At 60.3% G+C, this 21,523-nt stretch carries 21 protein-coding genes, 3 tRNA genes and 1 pseudogene; 20 read left to right on the top strand and 5 right to left on the bottom strand.

Annotated features, from left to right (window positions below; all coding sequences use genetic code 11):
• The first annotated feature begins 15 nt into the window (after window positions 1-15).
• Together ACN0X0_RS03195 and ACN0X0_RS03190 are read left to right on the top strand one after the other, a co-directional pair.
• The gene (locus ACN0X0_RS03195) at window positions 16-633 is read left to right on the top strand and encodes a LysE/ArgO family amino acid transporter (protein ID WP_417277976.1); all 618 of its coding nucleotides are present in this window, start codon (window positions 16-18) and stop codon (window positions 631-633) included.
• 18 nt (window positions 634-651) lie between these two features.
• Window positions 652-1,257 (top strand): annotated as a pseudogene (locus ACN0X0_RS03190) (tripartite tricarboxylate transporter permease); the annotation flags it as partial.
• Between the two features lie 4 nt (window positions 1,258-1,261).
• Here ACN0X0_RS03190 and ACN0X0_RS03185 read toward each other — a convergent pair.
• A complete protein-coding gene (locus ACN0X0_RS03185) occupies window positions 1,262-2,155 on the bottom strand; it encodes a DMT family transporter (protein WP_417277975.1) in 894 nt (297 codons plus the stop codon).
• A gap of 193 nt (window positions 2,156-2,348) precedes the next feature.
• Here ACN0X0_RS03185 and ACN0X0_RS03180 point away from each other — a divergent pair, with 193 nt between their 5' ends.
• From ACN0X0_RS03180 to ACN0X0_RS03150, 7 genes are all read left to right on the top strand, one after another.
• Entirely contained in the window at window positions 2,349-2,591 is a 243-nt protein-coding gene (locus ACN0X0_RS03180) for a YdcH family protein (protein ID WP_417262782.1), read from the top strand.
• A gap of 162 nt (window positions 2,592-2,753) precedes the next feature.
• A complete protein-coding gene (locus ACN0X0_RS03175) occupies window positions 2,754-3,482 on the top strand; it encodes a thermonuclease family protein (protein WP_417277974.1) in 729 nt (242 codons plus the stop codon).
• Between the two features lie 69 nt (window positions 3,483-3,551).
• Window positions 3,552-3,627 (top strand) — tRNA-Val (locus ACN0X0_RS03170).
• 86 nt (window positions 3,628-3,713) lie between these two features.
• The gene (locus tag ACN0X0_RS03165) at window positions 3,714-4,637 is read left to right on the top strand and encodes a polysaccharide pyruvyl transferase family protein (protein WP_417277973.1); all 924 of its coding nucleotides are present in this window, start codon (window positions 3,714-3,716) and stop codon (window positions 4,635-4,637) included.
• A gap of 152 nt (window positions 4,638-4,789) precedes the next feature.
• Window positions 4,790-4,866 (top strand) — tRNA-Asp (locus tag ACN0X0_RS03160).
• Window positions 4,867-4,930: 64 nt separating this feature from the next.
• Window positions 4,931-5,007 (top strand) — tRNA-Asp (locus tag ACN0X0_RS03155).
• A gap of 135 nt (window positions 5,008-5,142) precedes the next feature.
• Entirely contained in the window at window positions 5,143-5,997 is an 855-nt protein-coding gene (locus tag ACN0X0_RS03150) for a DMT family transporter (RefSeq protein WP_417277972.1), read from the top strand.
• Here ACN0X0_RS03150 and ACN0X0_RS03145 read toward each other — a convergent pair.
• Both ACN0X0_RS03145 and ACN0X0_RS03140 read right to left on the bottom strand, forming a co-directional pair.
• Complete coding sequence (locus ACN0X0_RS03145) at window positions 5,994-7,391, bottom strand: helix-turn-helix domain-containing protein (protein WP_226549619.1); 1,398 nt, start codon at window positions 7,389-7,391, stop codon at window positions 5,994-5,996. The two genes, ACN0X0_RS03150 and ACN0X0_RS03145, sit on opposite strands and share 4 nt — an antisense overlap.
• A 126-nt stretch (window positions 7,392-7,517) precedes the next feature.
• Window positions 7,518-8,735: a multidrug effflux MFS transporter gene (locus ACN0X0_RS03140; RefSeq protein ID WP_417277971.1), complete on the bottom strand. Its 1,218-nt coding sequence runs from the start codon at window positions 8,733-8,735 to the stop codon at window positions 7,518-7,520.
• Between the two features lie 260 nt (window positions 8,736-8,995).
• Here ACN0X0_RS03140 and ACN0X0_RS03135 point away from each other — a divergent pair, with 260 nt between their 5' ends.
• The 8 genes from ACN0X0_RS03135 (at window position 8,996) to ACN0X0_RS03100 (ending at window position 16,280) form a co-directional block, all read left to right on the top strand.
• Window positions 8,996-10,528, top strand: coding sequence for an acyl-CoA carboxylase subunit beta (locus ACN0X0_RS03135; RefSeq protein ID WP_417277970.1), 1,533 nt, complete (start codon window positions 8,996-8,998; stop codon window positions 10,526-10,528).
• 11 nt (window positions 10,529-10,539) lie between these two features.
• Entirely contained in the window at window positions 10,540-10,926 is a 387-nt protein-coding gene (locus tag ACN0X0_RS03130) for a hypothetical protein (RefSeq protein ID WP_417262798.1), read from the top strand.
• Complete coding sequence (locus ACN0X0_RS03125; protein ID WP_417277969.1) at window positions 10,923-11,336, top strand: DUF6497 family protein; 414 nt, start codon at window positions 10,923-10,925, stop codon at window positions 11,334-11,336. Before ACN0X0_RS03130 ends, ACN0X0_RS03125 begins: the two co-directional genes overlap by 4 nt.
• Before the next feature lies 1 nt (window position 11,337).
• Window positions 11,338-11,745 carry a RidA family protein gene (locus ACN0X0_RS03120; RefSeq protein WP_417277968.1) on the top strand — a complete coding sequence of 136 codons (408 nt, stop codon included), beginning with the start codon at window positions 11,338-11,340 and terminating at the stop codon, window positions 11,743-11,745.
• 14 nt (window positions 11,746-11,759) lie between these two features.
• Window positions 11,760-12,179: a hypothetical protein gene (locus ACN0X0_RS03115; RefSeq protein ID WP_417278223.1), complete on the top strand. Its 420-nt coding sequence runs from the start codon at window positions 11,760-11,762 to the stop codon at window positions 12,177-12,179.
• A gap of 373 nt (window positions 12,180-12,552) precedes the next feature.
• On the top strand, window positions 12,553-12,753 hold the full coding sequence (locus ACN0X0_RS03110; RefSeq protein ID WP_167599947.1) for a glycine zipper 2TM domain-containing protein: 201 nt from the start codon (window positions 12,553-12,555) through the stop codon (window positions 12,751-12,753).
• A gap of 160 nt (window positions 12,754-12,913) precedes the next feature.
• On the top strand, window positions 12,914-14,911 hold the full coding sequence (locus tag ACN0X0_RS03105) for an acetyl-CoA carboxylase biotin carboxylase subunit (RefSeq protein ID WP_417277967.1): 1,998 nt from the start codon (window positions 12,914-12,916) through the stop codon (window positions 14,909-14,911).
• 121 nt (window positions 14,912-15,032) lie between these two features.
• A complete protein-coding gene (locus ACN0X0_RS03100; RefSeq protein WP_417277966.1) occupies window positions 15,033-16,280 on the top strand; it encodes a type VI secretion protein ImpB in 1,248 nt (415 codons plus the stop codon).
• 1 nt (window position 16,281) lies between these two features.
• Here the strand turns inward: ACN0X0_RS03100 and ACN0X0_RS03095 are convergent, their stop codons facing one another.
• Entirely contained in the window at window positions 16,282-16,755 is a 474-nt protein-coding gene (locus tag ACN0X0_RS03095) for a DUF4174 domain-containing protein (protein WP_417277965.1), read from the bottom strand.
• A 105-nt stretch (window positions 16,756-16,860) separates the two neighbouring features.
• On the opposite strand from ACN0X0_RS03095, the gene scpA reads away from it, so the two are divergent.
• A complete protein-coding gene (scpA, locus tag ACN0X0_RS03090) occupies window positions 16,861-18,984 on the top strand; it encodes a methylmalonyl-CoA mutase (protein ID WP_417277964.1) in 2,124 nt (707 codons plus the stop codon).
• Between the two features lie 75 nt (window positions 18,985-19,059).
• Here scpA and nhaA read toward each other — a convergent pair whose 3' ends face one another.
• Entirely contained in the window at window positions 19,060-20,280 is a 1,221-nt protein-coding gene (gene nhaA / locus ACN0X0_RS03085; protein WP_417277963.1) for a Na+/H+ antiporter NhaA, read from the bottom strand.
• A gap of 91 nt (window positions 20,281-20,371) precedes the next feature.
• Here nhaA and ACN0X0_RS03080 point away from each other — a divergent pair, with 91 nt between their 5' ends.
• Window positions 20,372-21,004, top strand: a complete 633-nt coding sequence (locus ACN0X0_RS03080; RefSeq protein WP_417277962.1) for a VOC family protein — start codon at window positions 20,372-20,374, stop codon at window positions 21,002-21,004.
• Window positions 21,001-21,504: a GNAT family N-acetyltransferase gene (locus ACN0X0_RS03075; protein ID WP_417262807.1), complete on the top strand. Its 504-nt coding sequence runs from the start codon at window positions 21,001-21,003 to the stop codon at window positions 21,502-21,504. The genes ACN0X0_RS03080 and ACN0X0_RS03075 overlap by 4 nt, the downstream gene beginning before the upstream one ends.
• Window positions 21,505-21,523 lie beyond the last annotated feature (19 nt).

The raw sequence follows: 21,523 nt of genomic DNA, 5'->3' as shown, positions 1-21,523 counted from the left end.
GACAAAGGAGTTTTCATGACACAAGACATGCTGCACGCCGCCCTCACAGGGCTTCTCACCGGGCTGAGCCTCATCGTCGCCATCGGCGCGCAGAATGCCTTTGTGCTGCGCCAAGGCCTCAAGCGCGCGCATGTGCTGCCCGTCGTGCTGATCTGCGCGCTCTCGGATGCGGTGCTGATCAGTTTGGGCGTTTTCGCCTCGGCGCAAATTTCCAAGGCCTTTCCGCCTTTATTGCCACTCCTGCGCTGGGGCGGTGCGGCGTTTCTGATCTATTATGGCGCCAAGGCGGCCCTCTCTGCCTGGCGTGGTGGCGCGCATCTTGAGGCCGCGACGGGAGAGGGGCAAAGCCGCACGGCTGCCATGCTCACGGCACTGGCGCTGACCTGGCTCAACCCGCATGTCTACCTCGATACGGTGGTGCTTTTGGGGGCGATCTCCGCGCGGTTCGGTGAGGCGCGAGCGGGCTTTGCGATGGGGGCGGCCAGCGCATCTTTGCTGTTCTTCTTCGCTCTGGGATTCGGCGCGCGGTTCCTCGCGCCGATCTTTGCCCGTGACCTGTCCTGGCGCGTGCTCGACGGGGGCATCGCGCTTGTCATGTGGTCCATCGCGATCAGCTTGATCACGGGCGCTTAGAGCCGCGAAAACCGATAGGGTGCGGGATCGACACAGGTTTCGGCGGCCGTCGCCAGGTCCGCCACCAACGCCGTGCCCGCCGCCGCGATGATCCCGCTTTTGGTGCTTGGTATTCCGGGCGAGGCGCTGACCGCGATGATGCTCTCGGTGTTTTACGTGCATAACGTGGTGCCGGGACCCGCGCTGTTTCAGGACCGGTTGGATTTCATCTATGCGCTGTATATTGCGCTTTTGGTGCTGAATGTGATCGTCATCCTGTTCATGCTGGTGTCGTCCAATTGGCTGATCCGCCTGATCCGAATCCCGACGCGGTTTCTGGGCATGATGGTGCTGATCCTTAGCTTTGTGGGGGTCTACAGCCTGCGCAGTTCGGTGGTGGATTGCGCCATCGCCTCTGGGTTCGGGGTGCTTGGGCTGGCGCTCAAACGGCTGAACCTGCCCTCCGTGCCGATCATTTTGGGTATGGTTCTGGGCGGGATGGAGGTCAAACTGCGCGCCGCCATGGCCCGTGTCGACAGCCCGCTGGATGTCGTCAACCGTCCGATTGCGGCGATGCTGGCGCTGGCGATCCTTGGGGTTCTGGTCTCGCATGTTGTGTCTGAGATCCGCGCGAAACGGGCCTGAGGCGTTAGGTGCGGGCCTTTTTGCGGGCCTCGCGCCAGGTGATAAAGGACACCGCGCCGATGATCATCGCTCCGCCCAAAAGCACATAGGGATCAACGCTTTCGCCGAACAAAAGATAACCGAAGCTCACCGACCAGATCAGCTGGGTAAAGGCCACGGGTTGCAGGAGAGACTGCGGCGCACAGGCAAAGGCGCGGGTCATGGCGTAATGACCCATCGTGGCGAAAGCGGCGGTGAGGAAGAGCAAGATCAGTTCATGGAGCGTAGGCGTTTCCCAATGCAAAAGCGCGAAGGGCGCGATCACGATGGGCACCGTCACCGACATGAGAAAGACGACGACGGAGGCGGGGAGCTCTTTTACCAGCCGGTTGGCAATGAGGTAGGAGCCGGCAAAGGCCATGGCCGAGAGCATCATCGACAGATGGCCGGGGTCGATCTCGCGAAAGCCGGGGCGTAAAATCACGAGGCCGCCGAGAAAGGCCACGATGAGCGCGGTGATCCGGGGCAGGGCGATCTTTTCGCCGAACATCACCACCGCGCCGATGGTGATATAGATCGGGTTCATGAAGTTGAGCGAGGTGACTTCGCCCATCGGAATGCGCGTCATGGCGTAGAACCAGCACGTCATCGCCAGCGCATGAAACAGCGCCCGGCCAAAGGTCAGTTTCCAAAGCCGTGGCGTGAAGCGCACCTGACGCACGGCGCCGAGGGCGGGGATGAGGAAAACCAGCCCTAGAAGAAAGCGCAAAAACGCGCTTTCGAGCACCGGAAGGCCATTGCCGACATATTTCACCAGCACGTTTACCATGACGAAACACAGCGTCATAAAAAGCATCCAGAGAATGCCTTTCATCGTATTTGTGGAGGTGTCGGGTGTGCTGGGATGTGTCGTGGACATGCGCGGAGACTGGCGACAATGGCCTCCAAAGGCAATCCACGCAATGCGCACGGCGCGGCCCGCAAATCTGCACTTCTGTCCTCTCGTCGGGCCTTTTGCCGAGAAAACCGCTTTTATTGATCCGCGTCAAAGCCTGCGGTGGCCTGACCGTCCAGACTGGCCACAACAAGGGACAGGAAAGAGGAGACGCGCAATGTCCAACACCCCGCACCAACTGGCCGCCGATTTTCCCGATCTCGCTGACAAGATCAGCGATTTGAAGGCAGCTGATCCGCATTTCGCGCATTTGATGCAAGACTACGACGCGGTGAACGATCAGGTGCATCTGGCCGAAACGGATGTGAAGCCAATGGAAGATCTGGCACTGACCGAATTGCGCAAGAAACGCATGCATCTGAAGGACGAGATTTACAAGGCTCTGTCCGCGGTGGCCTGAGGTCCGATAAGGTCTTTTGAGACTGTTTGATATGCGAGAGGGCGCGTTAACCGAAAGGGGACGCGCCCTCTTGTGTTATGAGAACAAATCGTGCACAAGTCGTGTGTGAGGTTGGGTAAACTACCATATGTTGCGGCTTTCTGGGCTGCGATGGGTCTCGGGGTGACCCTTTTTCCTTTCGAGACGGCCGAGGCCGTGAGCGAAAGGGAGACGGACGAGGTGCAGGCTGTACAGACCGCAAAACGTGCCGCAAATCCTATCGAACACAGCTCTCTCAAAGGCGCGATCCTGTCCGGGCGTGACGGGGCGTTGCGCGTCGTCGATGGGGATACTTTGGCCATCGGGACAGTCAAAATCCGTCTTCACGGAATCGACGCGCCGGAAATGTCGCAAAGCTGTAGCGATATGCGCGGCGACAGCTGGTCCTGTGGCTCCTGGTCGAAGGCCGTGCTGGAGCGGCTGGCGGCGGGGGGTGTGGCCTGCGTGGAAAAAGACCGTGATCGCTATGGTCGCTCGGTGGCCGTGTGTTACGGCGCAGAGGGCGATCTGAATGCCGAAATGGTGCGCGCGGGCGCGGCCTATGCCTACGCCAAATACAGCCGCGATTATGTCGTGGACGAAGAGGCGGCGCGGACTGGCGGTCATGGCCTCTGGCGCGCCGCAAGCCAGCCGCCTTCCGAGTATCGCGCCGAGACCCGCACCGCGCTTGCGCCACAAACACCGCCGTCGGACTGCGTGATCAAGGGCAATATTTCCGGCTCCGGCAAGCTTTACCATATGCCTGGCGGGCGTTGGTACGAGGGCACGCGGATCAATGAAACCTCGGGCGAACGCTGGTTCTGCTCCGAAGACGAGGCCCGCGCCGCCGGTTGGCGCAAGGCTAAGGGATAAAGAGGTGAGGGGATAATGCATTCCCCCCTCTTGCCAGACCGATTTTTTTCCCCTAAATGAGCCGGACTCGGGTCGTTAGCTCAGTTGGTAGAGCGCTTCGTTTACACCGAAGATGTCGGGAGTTCGAGCCTCTCACGACCCACCATTTCCTTCCTTGTTTTACGTTTCCGCGTCGATGCACGTTGCATCTTAAATGTCTGTATGTGCCGTATGACGGAATAGGGAAATTCAATGCCCCGTTATGAAACGTCAGAGTCCTACGCAAACGCGTCTCCGAGCAACTTCTACAAGCTCGCCGCAAAGTGTGGCTTTACGAATTCCTGGAATGTCTATTGGTTTTACTCTGCGACAGAGGGCCTGAATTTCGGTGACTGGATCGGCCCCTATCTTTTCCACAAGATCACGGGACGCAAAGCGCGGCGTGTCAAAGGGAAGGGGTCCTTGGGTGATGTTTTTCTCAGCTGTGGCAGCGTCTTAGGGCATGTGAAGCAGGCACATAAGGCGATTGTCTGGGGGAGCGGCGCTCTGACGGAAAAGACCCGCTTTCCTGAGCCCAAGGAAATCCATGCGGTCAGAGGGCCGCTCTCGCGCGAGATTTGCATCCGTCAGGGCTATGATTGCCCCGCGATTTATGGCGATCCCGGCAGTCTGATGCCGCTCTTTTTCGACCCGGAACGACCTGAGGAGAAAGCCGATCTTGGCATTATTCCGCATCACTCAGAGGTCGAGGATGTCTGCGCGCAGTTTGCGCAGATGGATGGGGTGAATATCATTGATGTGCGGCGGCCCTTGGAGACGGTGATCTCCGACATCTTGGCTTGTCATGCCATTGTGTCGACCTCCCTGCATGGGGTGATCATCGCGGATGCCTATAAGGTGCCAGTCGCCTGGGCGACGTTTCATGGTCAGCTGCGTGGCGGTGATTTCAAGTTCAAGGATTACTTTCTCGGGATCGGGCTCACAGAGATGCCAGTCCCGGTTGATTTGAAAGTGGTTCAGGACAAGGACGCTTTGGTGAAATTGGCGCGTGAGCGAGAAAGTCCCGATCTGACCGAGGTGCAAAAGCGTTTGCTGACACAGTATCCGACGCGCTATGGCCGCGTCGATGAGGTGCTCAATGCGCTTCCTGAAGCAGCAAAAACAGGCGACCTGTGAGGGGGCCTGTTGTGTCATCTGGGGGCTGGCACATCTCCGTCCAAAGTTTTTTCTCGCCCCCGACACTTTTTCGCGATTCCCCGCTTGACGAGGGCGCGCCCCGGCCATAAAACGCCCCTCACGTTCAGGACACGGTCCTGATCGGGCAGCGGGCGGTTGTAGCTCAGTTGGTTAGAGTGCCGGCCTGTCACGCCGGAGGTCGCGGGTTCGAGCCCCGTCAACCGCGCCATCGCTGCCAGACTATAGCCCTTCGGGGCACGCCTTAAAAAAGGCACAGCCTGAAAAGGTAATGCGCGGTTGTAGCTCAGTTGGTTAGAGTACCGGCCTGTCACGCCGGGGGTCGCGGGTTCGAGCCCCGTCAACCGCGCCACTTTTCCTCAAAATATCAGTCTTGCACTCCAATGATCACCATTCCCTCACTGGAATGTTGTCTTTGCCGTCTTGTGCCTTTGCTCCAAAGCGACAGTATGGTCTGAACGGACATGCGGGGGAGCTGGGGGGAGACATGGGGACATCATATGACAGCACGCAGGCCATGCGCGTCATGGGGCTTTTGGCGCTGACCCTCGTGGCCTTCGCCGCCAATTCGCTTTTGACCCGCGCGGCGCTCACCGATCCGGCCAATGGTGCGCTGTCTTTCGCGGGCGTGCGCCTTGCCTCCGGGGCTCTGGTGCTTTTGCTCATTGGCACGTTCCGAGGCGACACGCTGTTGCCAAGACGTCAGGATGCCCCCGCCATCGCAGCCCTCTTCATCTACGCCGCCGCCTTTTCGCTCTCTTACCGTGCCATGTCCGCCGCCAGTGGCGCGCTGATCCTTTTCGCCGTGGTGCAGGTCACCATGCTGGCCGTCGCTCGTGCGCGCGGGATGCGGATCGGCGCCTTGGGCGGGGCAGGGGTCATCTTGGCCATGGCTGGGCTGATCTGGCTGCTGCTCCCCGGTCTGCAAGCACCGACCTTGGAAGCCGCACTGCTCATGGCCCTTTCCGGTGTGGCCTGGGGCGTCTACAGCCTGCTGGGCCAAGGCGCCGGAGAGCCCACCGGGCGCACCATCCGCAACTTTATCGGCACCCTGCCGCTTGTGCTTCTCATCTTCCTCCTCAGTCCGCCACAACTCACCGGTTTCGGCTGGCTCATGGCCTTGCTCTCAGGCGGCGTGGCCTCCGCACTTGGCTACATGCTCTGGTATCGCGTCCTGCCCATGATCGCGGCGCCGCTGGCCGCCAGCGCACAGCTGTCCGTGCCGCTGATCACCGCCTTGGGCGGGGTGCTCTTTCTCGGTGAGACATTGGGGCTGCGGTTCGTCCTCGCCTCCATCCTGATCCTCGGCGGCATCTACCTGACCAGCAAACGGCGCATCTAGTCGATCCGATAGGGCAGCGTCCCGCGGTCGTTCGGGTCGATGTTCAGGCGTCGCTCCAGAGGCGGGATCGAACGTTGGTGACAGTCGCGGCGTTCGCAAATCCGACAGGAAATCCCGATGGGCTCAAAGGCCGCCGGTTTCGACACGTCGAGATCGTCGGCATAGACCAGCTCCGAGGCGTGGGTGACCTCGCAGCCCAGCCCAATCGCGTAGCGACGCACCGGCGCATGAAAGGCGCCGCCGGGTTTCGAGACATCGCGGGCAATCGACAGATAGCGCACCCCGTCCGGCGTCTCCGCCAGTTGACGCAGGAAATGTCCGGGTCTTTCAAAGGCTTGGTGCACATTCCACAACGGGCAGGCGCCGCCATAGCGGGCGAATTGCAGCCGTGTCGCGGAGTGGCGTTTGGTGATCGTGCCGGCCTGATCGACGCGGACGAAATAAAACGGAATCCCCTTGGCGCCCGGGCGTTGCAGGGTCGACAGCCGGTGCGCGACCTGTTCGACAGAGGCGCCAAACCGCTCGGCCAGCATTTCAAGATCGTGCCGGGTTTCCTGCGCCGCTTCCAAAAACGCGCCATAGGGCAAAAGGGCGGCCCCCGCGAAGTAATTGGCAAGGCCGATGCGCGCGATTTGGCGGGATTCCTCGCTTTGGAGACGCGCCAAATCAAGCGTCGCGTCGAGCAATTTGCCCTGCGTGACCAAGGCCAGTTGGTGCAGGATCTGGAACCGTCGCGTGGCGGTCGAGACGCGCGAAGATATCGTCAACTCGCCGGCGCGCTCGTCATAGCGGCGCAGTTCCTTCGTGCCACTGCGCAGCGTGATGCCCTTTTGCTCGAGCGTCTCGATCGCGGCGCGGACCACGTCCCGGGCCTCGCCGTGCGGGCGGGCAAAATTCTCGGCGGCGCGGTCGATGGCATCGAGGTAGTTGTCGCAATAGTGAAAGAAATCGCGGACCTCTTCCCAGGGGCTCGCGCGCGCAGGGCTGTCTTCGCGGTCCAGCGCTTCGTCCATCGAGGCGAGGCGCTCGGTGGTCTGGCGATAGGCGCGGTGCAACTCAAGAAAGGCGCGGGCCAGTGCAGGCGCGTTCGAGGCCGCAAGCCGCAGATCGGCCAGAGGCGGCGCGCCATCGGCAAAGACCGGATCGGCCAGCGCCTCGCGCATATCTGTGACCATACGTTCCGCGTCGCCCGAGGACAGCTCGGTGACGTCAAAGCCAAATTCCTGTGCGAGCGCCAGAACCACGCCGGTTGAGACCGGGCGGTTGTTGTTCTCCATCTGGTTGAGATAGGGCAGGGAGACGCCAAGCTTTTCGGCAAAGGCACGTTGCGTGAGGCCGAGCCGTGTGCGGGTCTCGCGCAATTTTGCGCCGGCATAGAGTTTCTGCTGGGCCATTTTTCCTCACTTTTGCCCCTCAAGAGGGGGCGAGACGCCTTTTGCAAAACAAGATTTGCCACTGCAAACCCCGTCTGGCAAGAGGAGAAACGCCGCAGCACAGGTGTGCAGTGTGTGGCGATGAGGTCAGTTGTCCACGAAGCTGCGTTCGCGGTGAATGACCCAGAGTGCCGCCAGAATAGACGAGAAAGACGCACAGAGCATGATGACCAAAAGCGGCATCGCGCCGCCGTCTTCGGTCAAAACCGTGCCCGCAAAGGCCGACAGGATGGCGCCGCCACCGATGAACATCGAACCTCCCAATCCCGCCGCGGTGCCCGCCAAATGGGGGCGGACAGAGAGCGATCCGGCGATGGAATTTGGTAGCTGCATGCCGTTGCCCAGGCCCAAAAGTGTGATGAGCGCAAAGAAACTTTCGGCGGTTGCGCGGTCGATCAGAAAGAGCACGAGCGAGGCAAAGACGCCCAGCGAACAAATGCCCGCGCCAATGAGGATCATCGTGTTCATGCCAAGACGGGCGGAGAATTTCCCGGCGAGGAAATTGCCGAAGAAATAGCCCACGGCGGGGGCCGCCATGTAAAGGCCAAGGCGGTCCTCGGTCAGGTGGAAAATATTGGAGCCCAGAAAGGGCGCGCCGCCCAAAAAGGCGAAATAGGCGCCAGAGGCGGTGGCGGCGGAGATGGCGTAGCCGAGAAAGCGTTGCGAGCGCAGCAATTCGGGAAAACCACGCAGGGTGTCGCGTACCGATCTACCGGATTTGGGCGCGGTTTCGCCCGAGTCGAAGATGACAATCACCAGCAAAACAAGGCCAACGGCGAACAAAAGCCAAAAACTGCTCTGCCAGCCGAAGAGCTTGGTCAGATAGCCGCCCACGGTCGGCGCGACCATCGGCACAAGCGACATGCCCATCGTGACATAGGCGATCATCTGCGCGGCCTCTTCGCCGGGCACGATGTCGCGCACGATGGCGCGGGACAAGACCATGCCTGTGACGATCCCGGCCTGAACCGCCCGCATCAACAGAAAGATCTGCGCTGATGGGGCATAGATCGCACCGAGGGTTGCGGCGAGAAAAATTACGATGCCGCCAATCAGAACCGGGCGGCGTCCAAGGCGATCGGAGAGCGGCCCGACCACCAATTGCAACGCAGCATTCACGGCGAGAAAGATCGCGATGGAGAGCTGCATCACACTATACTCCGTGCCGAAATACTCGGTCATTTCCGGCAGTGCAGGCAGGAAGACGTTCATGGTCATGGCGGGGATACCGGCCATTAGGACGAGCGTGAAAATATGCGGCGGCGTGCGCCTGTCGAGAAAGCGTGAGATCGGTTTTTGAGCCATTGCGTCACCATAGGTGGGTCTGTTTTTCTGTCTACGGAGATTCTGGCGCAGCGCGGATTGGTTTTTGCACAGGTTGCGAGAGATGCTGCGCACAGGCATGGGACTGCGCTGCGCGACAAGGGTGTTTCGAGGAGCTAAAATTTGCATTTTTGCGATTTTCAGTCGCTATGCTTTGCATCTTTTGCAAATCTGCCAGACTCCGCTATGAAATATTATTGCTTCCGCCTATGGTGCGGATGAAATGACGAGGAGGCCTACCCGTGAAAGACATCATCAAAGAACTTCACGATCGCCGCGATGACGCCCGCCTGGGAGGGGGGCAGCGTCGCATCGACAGCCAGCACGCCAAGGGCAAGCTGACCGCGCGCGAACGCATCGAATTGCTGCTCGACGAAGACAGCTTCGAAGAGTTCGACATGTTCAAAACCCACCGCTGCACCGATTTCGGCATGGAAGCCAGCAAGCCCTATGGCGACGGTGTGATCACCGGCTGGGGCACGATCAACGGGCGGATGGTCTATGTCTTTTCGCAGGATTTCACGGTCTTCGGCGGGTCTTTGTCGGAAACCCACGCCGAGAAAATCGTCAAGATCATGGATATGGCGGTGCAAAACGGCGCGCCGGTCATCGGTCTCAACGACTCGGGTGGTGCACGGATTCAGGAAGGCGTCGCCTCGCTCGCGGGCTATGCCGAAGTGTTCCAGCGCAACATCATGGCCTCCGGCGTCGTGCCGCAAATCTCCGTCATCATGGGGCCGTGCGCCGGTGGGGCGGTCTATTCGCCCGCGATGACCGACTTTATCTTCATGGTGAAAGACACGTCTTATATGTTCGTGACCGGCCCCGACGTGGTGAAAACCGTGACGAATGAGGTGGTGACCGCCGAGGAACTGGGCGGGGCCTCCACCCACACCAAGAAATCCTCCGTCGCCGACGGCGCGTTTGAGAATGACGTCGAAGCGCTCTCCGAAGTGCGTCGCCTCGTCGATTTCCTGCCGCTCAACAACCGCGAAAAAGCGCCGGTGCGCCCGTTCTTTGATGAGCCAAACCGGATCGAAGCCTCGCTCGACACGATCATCCCGGACAACGCGAACACGCCCTATGACATGAAAGAAGTGATCCACAAGATCGCGGACGAGGGCGATTTCTACGAGATTCAGGAAAACCACGCCAAGAACATCATCACCGGTTTCATCCGCCTCGAAGGCCAGACGGTCGGCGTGGTGGCGAACCAGCCGATGGTGCTGGCGGGCTGTCTCGACATCGACAGTTCGAAAAAAGCCGCCCGTTTTGTGCGCTTCTGTGATGCTTTCGAAATTCCGGTGCTGACGCTGGTCGATGTGCCGGGCTTTTTGCCGGGTACGTCTCAGGAATATGGCGGCGTGATCAAACACGGTGCGAAACTCCTGTTTGCTTACGGCGAAGCCACTGTGCCGAAAGTGACCGTGATCACCCGTAAGGCCTACGGCGGGGCCTATGACGTGATGGCATCGAAACACCTGCGCGGCGATTTCAACTACGCCTGGCCGACCGCCGAGATCGCGGTGATGGGCGCCAAGGGGGCGACCGAAATCATCCACCGTGCCGACCTTGGCGATGCCGACAAAATCGCGGCCCACACGCAAAACTACGAAGACCGGTTCGCGAACCCCTTTGTGGCGGCGGAACGCGGGTTCATCGACGAGGTGATCCAACCGCGCTCGACCCGCAAACGTGTGGCCCGGGCCTTCGCGAGCTTGCGCAATAAAAAGCTCGAGAACCCGTGGAAGAAACACGACAATATTCCGCTCTGAGGCGGAATGCTATGAGCCGTTCTCGCTGGCATATGTCCGAGGTGGACGGCGCGCTCATCGTGGCGCGCCGGAGCCCCGCGCATTTCGATGTCGCGGCCACGACCGTGATCGAAGGCGGGGCGGATCTGCGTAAATCCCGCGTGGCGCATCAGGTGCGTCAGGACATGTGGCGGGCGCTGCAATCCCTGCGCGGGCTGGCGCCCGTGGTGCGGGTGGCGGTGCAAGGCGCAGATTTGGAGATCACCGCAGGCGGCATGATCGCGGGGCGGTTCCCGAAACAAGACAGCGAAGCCCGCATTCAGGCGGTGCTGGATAATCCCGACAACCGCGCCCGTTGGGTCCGGTTCGCTCAAAGAAATACCGTGAGAGACACGAAGACAGAGGAGGCCATGACATGATTGCAAAACGGATCACATCTGCGGCTTTGGCCTCTGTCGTGGGCTTTGCCGCCTTGGCGGAATTGACGCCTGTCGAGGCCGAAGGTTTGACCGTGCCCTCCGGCCAGCCTGTGACATTCTATGACACGGTGATGGATCAGCCCGCCATGGGGCTGACCGCGCGGTTTCGGTTTTTGGCGCCTGAGCTTCCACGCTATTTAAAAGATCTGTCTTATGAAGAGCTTGAGGCCGATCTTTCGGCGCTATGCGTGAGCTACGCCTTGCCGCGCCTCAGCACGCCCACGCCTGCGATGATCATTATTTCGCTCTCCGAGGCGCCCGCCGAATTCGGCTCCACCGACCCGGAGGTGGCGCAGGTCTTTGAGGCCTACCGCCCGGTGGATGGCCTCTGTGAATGGGAGGCATTTTGATATGGCGCCGAAGTTCCACATGTTCTCCAATGGCCCGCGTCCCGTCGCGCCGTTTTCGCATGCGGTCGAGGACGATGGTTGGGTCATTCTCACCGGCCAGATGCCGACCGACCCGAACGCCCCCGACGCGCCTCTGCCCGAAGGCATCGAGGCGCAGACCCGGCGCGTGATGGACAATCTTCTGCTCATTCTGGGCGAATTGGGGCTTGGCGCCGCGCATATTATGCAATGTCGCTGTTTCCTGACAGAGTTCGAACGCGACTACGCCCTGTTCAACGACACCTACAAAAGCTACTTCCCTCTCGATCGGCTTCCGGCGCGCACCACAGTGGGCGTGACCGCGTTGGCCGTGGGCGCACTGGTCGAGATCGACCTGATTGCGCGCAGACCTGATGAGGGAGACAGCTGATGGCACGCGACTACATGCTCAAACACAAGGGGTTTCCGGGGCGTTTGCCCGGCTCCGATTATCAATTCGTCATTCGACGCGCCAACCCGAAAGGGGTGACGCCTCTGAAAGCGTTGGAGCGTTACAAGGACCGCAAACCGGCCGACAAACGCGCAGATGCCGGATTCATGAAAGCGCTCTGGGAGCATTTCGGTGAAGAACAATTCGAACGCGGCAATCTCGATGCCGGGCGTCTGTCCTGGCTTTTCGGGCGCGAAGTGGTGCCGGCTGACGCGGAAGATTTCGATCCGGCGTCCTATGAGGCGCTTTTGCAGATCGACCTGCGCCGCGCCATGGCCTCTTTCCCGGAAATCTTCGCCGAAGGTGAGGACGAAGAGATGCCCGATTGGGACGAAATGTGGAACGGCGACAATGATGAGGACATGAGGGACTGATGCGCGGGTTTTCGCTTGGCATACCGGCATTTGCGCGAACTGCTGCCCATATGGACGGGCAGGGCGGGCATGGCCTTGTGAGCGAGCGGATTACATCCCATCCTTTCCTCATGGCAACGACGACCAGCAACGTCGGAGCCTGTTCTGAAAACCGTTACCCTTCCCCTCTGGCGAGGTCCGTGCCCCCCCCGCGCGGCCCTCGCCACTCTTTCTTTTCAGGCCGCGTTCTGAACGGGGATGTGATTGGCGATGAGGCTGGGCATGGACTTGGGCGTGGTTTCGCCCATCCCCGCGGTGCTGGCGAAATTCTCTTTTCGATGGGGTTGACCTGGGCTAGCATTGGCTCAGTCATAACCACATCAAGAGCAGAAAAATGCGCAAATCCATTCTTATCCTTTCCCTCGTTTCCGTCTCCGCCCTTGCGGGCTGTTTGCAGACAGACGGCGAACGTGCCCTCGCAGGTGCCGCCGCTGGTGCCGTCGTCGCCGATGCGACCGACAACAACGCGCTCACTGGCGCGGCTCTCGGTGCGCTCGCAGGCACCTACTGCGACGACGCAGGCATCTGTAACTGATCATAACCGTCTGAACGGCCGTCTGACGCGGCCTTTGGATCGGAGTGTTGAGAGCTTCTCGGACGTAACTGTCCGGGGAGCTTTTTCGTGTTTGAAACTGACGATCCGGCAGCGGGCAGCCGCCCGTCGGGACTGATTTAAGAAAGGGAGAGGGCAGGACATGTTCGACAAGATCCTGATTGCGAACCGCGGCGAGATCGCTTGCCGGGTGATGAAAACCGCCAAGAAAATGGGGATCAAGACGGTCGCCATTTATTCGGATGCGGACAAACACGCGTTGCATGTGCAGATGGCGGACGAAGCGGTGCACATCGGTCCGCCGCCGGCGAACCAGTCCTATATCGTCATCGACAAGGTGATGGACGCGATCAAACAGACCGGCGCGCAGGCCGTGCATCCGGGCTATGGCTTTTTGTCCGAGAACTCGAAATTCGCCGAGGCGCTGGCTGCCGAAGGCGTCGCCTTTGTCGGCCCGCCGAAAGGCGCGATCGAAGCCATGGGCGATAAGATCACCTCGAAAAAACTCGCTCAAGAGGCGGGTGTCTCGACGGTTCCCGGCTACATGGGCCTCATTGAGGATGCCGACGAGGCGGTGAAAATCTCCAACGAGGTCGGCTACCCGGTGATGATCAAAGCCTCCGCCGGCGGCGGTGGTAAAGGCATGCGGATCGCGTGGAACGACGAAGAGGCCCGCGAAGGCTTTCAGTCGTCCAAGAACGAAGCCGCAAGCTCCTTTGGAGACGACCGGATTTTCATCGAAAAATTCGTGACCCAGCCGCGCCACATCGAAATTCAGGTGCTCTGCGACGCGCATGGCAACGGCATTTACCTCAACGAACGCGAATGTTCGATCCAGCGCCGCAACCAGAAAGTCATCGAAGAGGCGCCGTCGCCCTTCCTCGATGAGGCGACCCGCAAAGCCATGGGCGAACAGGCCGTGGCACTCGCGAAAGCCGTGGATTACACCTCTGCGGGCACGGTCGAATTCATCGTCGATGGCGACCGCAATTTCTACTTCCTCGAAATGAACACCCGCCTTCAGGTGGAACACCCGGTGACCGAGCTGATCACCGGCGTGGACCTTGTGGAACAGATGATCCGCGTCGCCAATGGCGAACCGCTTTCGATCACCCAGGACGATGTGAAAATCAACGGCTGGGCGATGGAAAGCCGCCTCTACGCCGAGGACCCCTATCGCAACTTCCTGCCCTCCATCGGGCGTTTGACCAAATACCGTCCGCCGGAAGAAATCGTCACGAAAACCAATGTCGTGCGCAATGACACCGGCGTCTATGAGGGCGGCGAAATCTCGATGTATTACGACCCGATGATCGCCAAACTCTGCACCTGGGGCCCGGATCGTGCGACGGCCATCGAAAACATGCGCAACGCGCTGGACGCGTTCGAGGTCGAGGGCATCGGCCACAACCTACCGTTCCTTTCCGCCGTTTACGATCACCCGAAATTCGTCTCCGGCGACATGACCACGGCCTTCATCGCCGAGGAATATCCCGAAGGTTTCGAAGGCGCGGAGCTGCCCTATGAGGACCTCGAGCGCATCGCCGCCGCCGCCGCCGCCATGTACCGTGTCGCGGAAATCCGTCGCACGCGCATCTCGGGCCGGATGGACAACCACGAGCGCACCGTGGGCACCGATTGGGTGGTTCAGATCGGCGATCACGATTTCCCGCTGACCATCGAGGCCGACAAAAACGGCTCCACCGTGTTGATCAACGACAAGAAACATCGTTGCGAAAGCACTTGGGTGCCGGGCGACACTTTGGCGCTGATCGATATGGATCACGGCACTTTGACGCTGAAAGTCGGCAAAATCCCCGGCGGGTTCCGCATCCGCAACCGGGGCGCCGATCTCAAGGTCTACGTCCGTAGCCCGCGTGCCGCAGAACTGTCGAAATTCATGATCGAGAAACTGCCGCCGGACACCTCGAAACTTTTGCTCTGCCCGATGCCGGGTCTGATCGTAAAGGTCAATGTCGAAGTGGGCGACGAGATTCAAGAAGGTCAGGCGCTTTGCACCGTCGAAGCGATGAAAATGGAAAACATCCTGCGCGCAGAGCGCAAAGGCGTGGTCTCCAAAATCAACGCTGGCCCCGGTGACAGCCTGGCCGTCGACGAAGTGATCATGGAGTTCGAATAACCCATGACGGCCGGGCGGGCATATGTGAGGGGGAGAGACGCGGAGGCTGGACAAATGTTCTCATTTTGTTCTAGTTTGGGCGTATCTTCCCATTCCCGTCTGCCCCTTTGTCTGCCCGGTCATGTCCCAGCTTTCGCACCTGCGCGTTTCGACGCTTTTCTTCGATATGAACAGCTACTACGCCTCCGTGGCGCAGGCCGAAGAGCCTGCGCTGATGGGGCGTCCCGTGGGTGTTTTGACGACGGATGCGCCGAACGCCGCCTGTATCGCGGCGAGTGCCGAGGCGAAAAGGCGCGGTGTGCGCATGGGCACGCGCCAAGACGAGGCCCGCAGGCTCTGTCCGGGGATCGTCTTTCGTCCGGTGAAACACGACGTCTGCGTCGACTATCACCATGCGATTTTGCAGGCGGTCGAAACGGTTATTCCCGTGCATCGGGTCTGGTCGATCGACGAATGTTCCTGCCTGTTGATGGGCTCGGAACAGGAGCTGCCGCGCGCGTTAGAGATCGGGCGGGCGCTTCAACAGGCGGTGTTGGCGATCAATCCGGCGCTGCGCTGTTCGGTGGGGCTGGCGCCCACGCGGCTTTTGGCAAAAATCGCTGCCGAGCTGGAAAAACCCATGGGGCTCAATTGGTTGGTGCCCGAGGTTTTGCCGGATCGGATCGCGCATCTGGCGCTGGACGACCTGCCGGGTGTGTCCTGGCGGATGAAAGCGCGGCTGGAGGCGGCGGGCATCCACGACGTGACGACGCTCTATGGCATCGCGCCGAAACGCGCCCGCGCGCTTTGGGGCAATGTCACGGGCGAACGGTTTATTCGCGAGTTGCGCGGCGAGACGGTGGTCTGGCCGGAAACCAAACGCGGCATGATCGGGCACGGGCAGGTTTTGACGGGACCGAATGCCACGCCAGAGGGCGCGCGTCTGGTCACACGGCGTCTGTTGGTCAAAGCCGCCGCGCGCCTGCGTCGCGAGGGCTATTTCGCCCGCAGCCTGTCGATCAGCGTCAAGAATGGCGAGAAGATCGAGGGCCGGCGTCGGCATTATCGCGACAGCACGCTTCGCGCGACTCAGGACACGTTTTTTCTTTTGGAGGTCTTGGCCGGGCTCTGGGCCGATCTGCCCCCGACGCCGCGCCCGAAGGCCGTCTCTGTGACGCTGGGCGGGCTGATCAAGGAGGCGCGCGTGATGGACGATCTCTTTGCGCCACAGGCAGACCGCGCGCCGCTTTGTCTGGCCATCGACCGGCTCAACCAGCGCTTTGGTCAGGATACGGTGCGCTACGGCCTCTTGCCGCCGCATCACGTTGCCTACACCGGCGCCAAAATCGCCTTTGGCCGCATTCCCCTGCGCGAGGATTTCGCGGAGTAAGTTACCGCCCGCTTTCCAGCTCTTGCTGTCTGAGCGGTGTTTTGTCGATGGCGCGGGTGATCTCGCGGACGTTCCAAGGTGCGGGTTTGCGGAGCATGACACGGCCGTCCTTGTCCACAATCACCAGCGCAAAGCCACGCGGGCGCAGTGCCGTGCGGATCGGCGAGCGGGCGTCCGGGTCGGTGTCGGTCAGAACCACCACGTCGCGTTCCCAAAGTGCGTCAGGGCGGTTTTCCAGCAAAGCGATCTGGTCGCTGAAAGAGGGGTCCAGCGGGCTGTCGGCAAAGATTACCAGCACACGCGCGGCCCATTTGAAATCGGAAAGCTCGGTGTCGCCCGCCTCTTGGATCAGAGGGGCCGGCGCTTCGGCGACGGTCTCCGGTTCGGGCGGGGTGTCCTGTGCAAAGGCTACAGTCGGCGCCAAGGGTGACGTGAGAAAAAGCGCAATAAGTGCTGTGACATAGAGATGTTTCATCGGTCCTCCCGCGGGTCTCCTTTATATAGGACGATGAGAGGGCCAAACCAAGGTTGAACGTAGCACTTCAAGGTGTTGCGCAAAGAATATGGAGAGGAGCCGGATATGACGGACAGGAAAAAGTGGGAAGAACTTGCCACGAAGGAACTCAGGGGCAAGCCGCTTGAGAGCCTTGAGTGGGACACGCTTGAAGGCATCAAGGTCAAGCCGCTCTATGCCGAGGACGATCTTGCGGGCATGGACCATCTCGGCAACACGCCGGGGATTGAGCCCTTTACGCGCGGTGTGAAGGCGACGATGTATGCGGGCCGTCCCTGGACCATCCGCCAATACGCGGGCTTCTCGACTGCCGAGGAATCGAACGCCTTTTACCGCAAGGCGCTGGCCGCCGGTCAGCAAGGTGTCTCGGTCGCTTTCGATCTGGCAACGCACCGCGGCTACGATTCCGATCACCCGCGCGTGGTGGGCGATGTCGGCAAGGCCGGTGTGGCGATTGACTCCGTTGAAGACATGAAAATCCTCTTCGACGGCATTCCTTTGGACAAGGTCTCCGTCTCGATGACGATGAACGGCGCAGTCATTCCGATCCTCGCAAGTTTCATCGTGACGGGCGAAGAGCAGGGCCATGACCGCGCGCTTCTGGCCGGGACCATTCAGAACGACATTCTGAAAGAGTTCATGGTGCGCAACACCTATATCTACCCGCCGGAACCCTCGATGAAGATCATCGCGGACATCATCGAATTCACCGCCAACGAGATGCCGAAATTCAACTCGATCTCGATCTCCGGCTACCACATGCAGGAAGCGGGTGCGAACCTCGTGCAGGAGCTCGCCTTCACGCTGGCCGATGGGCGCGAATATGTGCGCACCGCGATCAACGCGGGGATGGATGTCGATAAATTCGCGGGCCGCCTGTCGTTCTTCTTCGCGATTGGCATGAACTTCTTTATGGAGGCCGCGAAGCTGCGCGCCGCGCGCTATCTCTGGACCCGCGTGATGGACGAGTTCGAACCGAAGCTCGAAAAGTCCAAGATGCTCCGCACCCACTGCCAGACCTCGGGCGTGAGCTTGCAGGAACAAGACCCCTATAACAACGTCATCCGCACCGCCTATGAGGCGATGTCGGCGGCTCTGGGCGGCACGCAGTCCTTGCACACCAACGCGCTCGACGAGGCCATCGCGCTTCCGACCGAGTTCTCCGCGCGCATCGCCCGGAACACGCAGCTGATCCTTCAGGAAGAAACCGGGATCACCAATGTGGTCGATCCGCTGGCGGGGTCTTACTACGTTGAAAGCCTCACCAAGGAACTGGCCGACAAGGCCTGGGCCCTGATGGAGGAAATCGAAGAGATGGGCGGCATGACCAAGGCCGTCAACTCCGGCATGCCGAAGCTGCGGATCGAAGAGACCGCCGCGAAACGTCAGGCCAATATCGACCGGGGCGAAGAGGTCATCGTCGGCGTCAACAAATACCGCAAGGACAAGGAAGACCCGATCGACATTCTCGACGTGGACAACGTGGCCGTGCGCAACAGCCAGATCGCCCGCCTCGACAAGATCAAAGCCACCCGCGATGCCACCAAGGTCGAGGAAACCCTCGGCGCCTTGGAAGCGGCGGCGAAATCCGGCGAGGGCAACCTCCTGTCGCTGGCGGTCGAGGCCGCCCGTGCGCGTGCAACCGTAGGGGAGATTTCGATGGCCATGGAAAAAGCATTCGGACGTCACCGCGCCGAGGTGAAAACGCTGGCGGGGGTCTACGGCGCCGCTTACGAGGGCGACGAGGGCTTTGCCCAGATCCAGAAAGACGTCGAAACCTTTGCCGAGAAAGCCGGGCGTCGCCCGCGCATGCTCGTCGTCAAGATGGGGCAAGACGGCCACGACCGAGGCGCGAAAGTCATCGCCACCGCCTTTGCCGACATCGGTTTTGACGTGGACGTAGGTCCGCTGTTCCAGACGCCGGAAGAGGCCGCGCAAGACGCCATCGACAACGATGTGCATATCGTCGGCATCTCGTCGCAGGCGGCGGGGCACAAGACGCTCGCGCCGAAGCTGATCGAAGCGCTGAAAGAGCAGGGCGCCGAGGACATCATCGTGATCTGTGGCGGGGTGATCCCGCAGCAGGATTACGAATTCCTCTACAACGCGGGCGTCAAAGCGATCTTTGGGCCAGGGACGAATATCCCGGCGGCGGCGCGTCAGATCCTCGATCTGATCTCGACAGACTGATCTGAGATTTTGATCTGCAATGAAGAAGGGCCGGGGGATTGCCCCTCCGGCCCTTTTGCTTTGTCTGTGAGGCGTTTACTGCGCCGGTTCCTGAACCTCAGGCGCGGTCACTTCAGCCTCTTGCAACGCGGCTTTTTCGTCCTCAGCGGGTGCGAGTTTCAGCACCACAAAGCCGATGATCGCGGAGATCACGGAGCCGGACAGAACGCCGATACGCACTTCGTTCATGTGGAAGGCATCGTCAAAAGACAGCCCGCCGATGAAGAGCGACATTGTGAACCCGATGCCCGCGAGAGCTGCGACGCCGTAGATGTGGAACCAGGTTGCACCAAAGGGTTTCTGTGCGATGCCCATCTTGACCAAAAGCCAGGTCATGCCGAACACGCCGACCTGCTTGCCGACGATGAGGCCCAAGGCGATGCCCAGAGGCAGCGGCGAGAACACGTCTGCAAGGGTGACGCCCGTGAGCACCACGCCCGCGTTGGCGAAGGCAAAGATCGGCACGATCAGAAAGAACACATAGGGCGACAGCGCATGTTCGAGTGAATGCAGCGGAGACTTGCCCCATTTGTCTTTGATCGGGATGAAGAAGGCGGTGATCACACCCGCGAGCGTCGCGTGGACACCGGATTTCAACACCAGAACCCAAAGCACCGTGCCCAAAAGGATGATCGGTGCGATGCGGTGAATGCCCGCACGGTTGAGGTAGAACATGATCGCCAGCGGAATGACCGACAGGAACAGGTAGTCCAGATGCAGATCAGCGGTGTAGAAAAACGCGATGATCAGGATCGCACCCAAGTCATCGAGGATCGCCAGCGTCAGCAAGAAAACTTTGAGCGAAGAGGGCACGCGGTCGCCCACAAGCGCCAGAATACCCAGCGCAAAGGCGATGTCGGTCGCCGCCGGAATGGCCCAGCCGCCATGCGTTTCAGGCGAGGAAATATTAAGCGCGAAATAGACCAGAGCGGGGACAAGCATGCCGCCGACGGCCGCCATGCCCGGCAGAACCACGTCACGCGGGTTCTTGAGCTTGCCTTCCATCAGCTCATGTTTGAGCTCAAGCCCCACGAGGAGGAAGAACACGGCCATCAATCCATCATTGATCCACAAGATCAAAGGCTTGGAGAGGCCGTTTTCGCCGAGCTGAACGGTGAAATACGATGACAGGGCGCCATCGTAATAGGGATAAAGCGAGGAATTGGCCACGAACATGGCAGCAACGGCGGCCACCATGAGCACGATACCGCCTGAAATCTCACTGTCGAAGAACTGTTCCAATTTGCGCAGGAGCATTGTCTTTTTCTGGTCTTTCCTGAAAGTTGATTTAAAGGTGCGTTATATGGAAATGGGGCCTTTTTAAAAGGTTTCAATAAGGACAAGGGCAATGACCTATCAGATTGATCATTTGGTGATTTCCGCAGGCGATCTGGAACAGGGGCGCGATTGGGCAGAGGCTCTTTTGGGGGTTCCCTTCGGGCCGCGTGGAGAACACAAGGATATGGCGACGGAAAACCGTCTGGTGGCGATGACACGCCCGGATGGGGAAAAGGCCTATCTCGAAGTGATCGCGCCCGATCCGAAGGCGCAACGCCCGGATTTTTCACGGTGGTTCGATTTGGACAATTTTGGCGGGACGCCGAAACTCACGAACTGGGTCGTGGCCTGTGCCGATCTGGAAGAAGCCTGGGAGCGTGCTCCAGCCGACGTCGGTCGGATCATGTCGTTTCAACGCGGTGACTATGCCTGGCGGATGATCGTGCCGGAAAGCGGCATTTTGCCCTTTGATAATTGCTTCCCGGCGCTGATCGAATGGCACTCGCACCATCCGGCACCGAAGCTGCTCGACCCGGGGTTGGCCTTTCGCAGGCTGAAGATTTCACACCCCGATGCAGAGGGGCTGCGTGCCGCTCTTGCACCTTTTGTCGAGGCGATGGAGAATGTTCGAATTGTACAAGCCCAAACGCCCGGTCTGACCGCCGAGATTGGCACACCCTCTGGGGAGATTTGGATCGCATGACTGAGAAACCCTACTTGCGCGACGCGACACCTGCCGATGCTGCCGCGCTCAAAGCCATCATGGCGCCGGTCATAGCTGGCTCGACGGCGTCTTTTTCGTCGGAAGAACGCAACGAGACTGCCTGGGCCGAGATGGTCTCCGATCGCCTGAGCCGGGGCCGCGCTTTTTATGTCGCCGAACATCAGGGCGAGGTGGTGGGCTACGCGACCTACGACCAATTCCGTCCCGGCAACAATGGTTACCGCTTTACGATGGAGCACTCGGTTTACCTCAACGACGCGGCGCAGGGCTTTGGTCTTGGGCGGACACTCATGCTGATGGTCGAACAACATGCGCGCGAGGCGGGGCATCATTCGATGATCGCGGCGATTGATGCCGATAACGCGGGGTCCATCGCCTTTCACAAGGCCTTGGGCTACGCCGAGGCCGGGCGCATCCCACAGGCCGGGTTCAAATTCGACCGCTGGCTGGATGTGTTGTTTTTGCAAAAATTCCTTTGAGAACACAGATTTGTCGCGG

Origin of the sequence: Celeribacter sp., from assembly GCF_048270365.1 — a bacterium.
Lineage (GTDB): Bacteria > Pseudomonadota > Alphaproteobacteria > Rhodobacterales > Rhodobacteraceae > Celeribacter.
The sequence above is the reverse complement of the archived record's forward strand: the minus strand, read 5'-3'. Positions and strand labels throughout refer to the sequence as shown.

Excerpts from the sequence above, each read along its gene's own strand:
- ACN0X0_RS03130 (WP_417262798.1), top strand. The coding sequence starts at position 10,540 with ATGAGCCGTTCTCGCTGGCATATGTCCGAGGTGGACGGCGCGCTCATC.
- ACN0X0_RS03145 (WP_226549619.1), bottom strand. The coding sequence starts at position 7,391 with ATGGCCCAGCAGAAACTCTATGCCGGCGCAAAATTGCGCGAGACCCGC.
- ACN0X0_RS03185 (WP_417277975.1), bottom strand. The coding sequence starts at position 2,155 with ATGTCCACGACACATCCCAGCACACCCGACACCTCCACAAATACGATG.
- ACN0X0_RS03150 (WP_417277972.1), top strand. The coding sequence starts at position 5,143 with ATGGGGACATCATATGACAGCACGCAGGCCATGCGCGTCATGGGGCTT.
- ACN0X0_RS03095 (WP_417277965.1), bottom strand. The coding sequence starts at position 16,755 with ATGAAACATCTCTATGTCACAGCACTTATTGCGCTTTTTCTCACGTCA.
- ACN0X0_RS03105 (WP_417277967.1), top strand. The coding sequence starts at position 12,914 with ATGTTCGACAAGATCCTGATTGCGAACCGCGGCGAGATCGCTTGCCGG.
- ACN0X0_RS03075 (WP_417262807.1), top strand. The coding sequence starts at position 21,001 with ATGACTGAGAAACCCTACTTGCGCGACGCGACACCTGCCGATGCTGCC.
- ACN0X0_RS03110 (WP_167599947.1), top strand. The coding sequence starts at position 12,553 with ATGCGCAAATCCATTCTTATCCTTTCCCTCGTTTCCGTCTCCGCCCTT.
- ACN0X0_RS03100 (WP_417277966.1), top strand. The coding sequence starts at position 15,033 with ATGTCCCAGCTTTCGCACCTGCGCGTTTCGACGCTTTTCTTCGATATG.
- ACN0X0_RS03195 (WP_417277976.1), top strand. The coding sequence starts at position 16 with ATGACACAAGACATGCTGCACGCCGCCCTCACAGGGCTTCTCACCGGG.
- ACN0X0_RS03120 (WP_417277968.1), top strand. The coding sequence starts at position 11,338 with ATGGCGCCGAAGTTCCACATGTTCTCCAATGGCCCGCGTCCCGTCGCG.
- scpA (WP_417277964.1), top strand. The coding sequence starts at position 16,861 with ATGACGGACAGGAAAAAGTGGGAAGAACTTGCCACGAAGGAACTCAGG.
- ACN0X0_RS03115 (WP_417278223.1), top strand. The coding sequence starts at position 11,760 with ATGCTCAAACACAAGGGGTTTCCGGGGCGTTTGCCCGGCTCCGATTAT.
- ACN0X0_RS03165 (WP_417277973.1), top strand. The coding sequence starts at position 3,714 with ATGCCCCGTTATGAAACGTCAGAGTCCTACGCAAACGCGTCTCCGAGC.
- nhaA (WP_417277963.1), bottom strand. The coding sequence starts at position 20,280 with ATGCTCCTGCGCAAATTGGAACAGTTCTTCGACAGTGAGATTTCAGGC.
- ACN0X0_RS03140 (WP_417277971.1), bottom strand. The coding sequence starts at position 8,735 with ATGGCTCAAAAACCGATCTCACGCTTTCTCGACAGGCGCACGCCGCCG.
- ACN0X0_RS03180 (WP_417262782.1), top strand. The coding sequence starts at position 2,349 with ATGTCCAACACCCCGCACCAACTGGCCGCCGATTTTCCCGATCTCGCT.
- ACN0X0_RS03080 (WP_417277962.1), top strand. The coding sequence starts at position 20,372 with ATGACCTATCAGATTGATCATTTGGTGATTTCCGCAGGCGATCTGGAA.
- ACN0X0_RS03125 (WP_417277969.1), top strand. The coding sequence starts at position 10,923 with ATGATTGCAAAACGGATCACATCTGCGGCTTTGGCCTCTGTCGTGGGC.